This window comes from Caballeronia sp. (assembly GCF_049581465.1).
Taxonomy (GTDB): domain Bacteria; phylum Pseudomonadota; class Gammaproteobacteria; order Burkholderiales; family Burkholderiaceae; genus Caballeronia.
Genome location: NZ_JBAUSA010000137.1, coordinates 1 through 1,771 on the forward strand (window position 1 = coordinate 1; position 1,771 = coordinate 1,771).

The following is a 1,771-nucleotide window of genomic DNA, read 5'->3' on the forward strand; positions in this document are numbered from 1 at the left end:
CCCCACGAAGCGTTTTTTCGCGCTCCACCGCGAGAAACACCCGCGCGTCATCCCAGTTCATCGTCCCGCCCTCCTGATGCAAATTTGCATCTCACCTTGCGAATAATGCTGCACATATTCATCAATGTCGATGCCTATACTGAACCCAGGAGTTCCTCGCCCAACGATCCGTCCGGATCAATCGAGCCTCATCTATTGAAGGAGTGGTATCCATGTCTGCTTCAACTTATCGTGTGCCGTCGTCCATGACGGCCATTGAGATCAAACAGCCCGGCGGTCCCGAGGTCCTCGTTCCGGCTACGCGCCCCGTGCCGATGCCGGCCGCCGACCAGGTTCTTATCCGCATCCACGCGGCTGCCGTGAACGGCCCAGACGTTTTCCAGCGCAAAGGGCTATATGATCCGCCCCCCGGCGCTTCCGACATTCCAGGGCTGGAAGTGGCCGGTCAAGTGGTTGCCATTGGCTCCGACGTGTCCCAATTCCAGACCGGCGAGTTGGTGTGTGCATTGATTCCCGGCGGCGGCTACGCAGAATATGCCGTCGCGCATGCCTGCAACACGATGCATATCCCCAAAGGCCTGACGTTGGTGGAAGCGGGGGCCATGCCCGAAACGTTCATGACGGTATGGCTGAACTTGTTCCAGCGCGGCAAGCTCGTTGCCGGTGAATCGGTGTTGATCCATGGCGGCGCGTCAGGTATCGGTACCACGGCGACCATGCTGGCGAAGGCATTCGGCGCTGCGAAAATCATCACGACCGTGGGCTCGCAGGCGCATCGGGAAGCCAGCCTGGCGCTAGGCGCAGATCTCGCGATAGATTACCGCCAGGAAGATTTCGTCGCCGAAACGAAGCGGTTTACCGATGGAAGAGGCGTTGACGTGATCCTCGACATCATTGCCGGCGACTACGTGGCTAGAAACTACGACGCCGCAGCCATGGACGGACGGATCCTCCAGGTGGGCGTGATCAAGGGGCCGGCGAAGGATCTTGACCTCGTGCCGATGTTGACGAAACGTCTGACGCATATGGGCTCGACATTGCGATCGCGCACATCTGCGGACAAGGCGACCATCGTCAATGAACTCGAGCGGCAGGTCTGGCCGCACGTCGAGAGCGGCAAGATCAAGCCGGTTGTGTACAAGACCTTTGCGCTGGCCGACGCTCGCGGCGCTCACGAACTGATCGATTCCGGCACACACTTTGGAAAGATTGTCCTTGTGACAGGTGCCGATCTCATTGGCTGAAGCGCGGACGATTGGAAACCCGCTTTACGAGGCGTGGGGGATGAGCAGGCCCTAGCCAACGATTTTCACCAGCCATGAAAGCGTCTCCATACGGCAAGTTCCCCGGTCGGCAGCAGCGCATGGTATTCGGGGAACTGCGCGCCTGTCGCGCACGCGTGATTCGGCAGGATGCGCAGTCGGGTGCCCACCGGGAAGCGCACCGTTAGATCGCTGCTGTCATGTGCAGGGTCGCCATGGGCTCGCGCCAGAATACCGTGCTCCTGGTTAGCGCCAATCAGCATGTAGCCGTCTAACGGCGTACCGTCGAGCGTGCACGGTAGACCGTAGCCGAAATCGCGGGTTTGCTTCGACGTGCCGCGATCGCGGCTCATCGCCATCCAGCCCGCATCCACGATGACCCAACCTTTTTCCTGTTGATGGCCGATGACGGTGGTGAGCACGCTGAGCGCGATGTCGTCGATCGCGCATACGCCAACGTTGTGCATCACGAGATCGAAAAATGCATAAACGCCGGCGCGGACCTCGGT

At 60.1% G+C, this 1,771-nt stretch carries 1 protein-coding gene and 1 pseudogene; one reads left to right on the forward strand and one right to left on the reverse strand.

Annotated features, from left to right (window positions below):
- Positions 1-212 precede the first annotated feature (212 nt).
- A complete protein-coding gene (locus WCA53_RS03550) occupies positions 213-1,244 on the forward strand; it encodes an NAD(P)H-quinone oxidoreductase (protein ID WP_423905523.1) in 1,032 nt (343 codons plus the stop codon).
- A 65-nt stretch (positions 1,245-1,309) separates the two neighbouring features.
- Here the strand turns inward: WCA53_RS03550 and WCA53_RS03555 are convergent.
- Positions 1,310-1,771, reverse strand: a pseudogene (locus tag WCA53_RS03555) (DSD1 family PLP-dependent enzyme); the annotation flags it as partial.

Bases quoted from the DNA above. Each gene is read 5' to 3' on its own strand.
- WCA53_RS03550 (WP_423905523.1), top strand. From the start codon at position 213: ATGTCTGCTTCAACTTATCGTGTGCCGTCGTCCATGACGGCCATTGAG.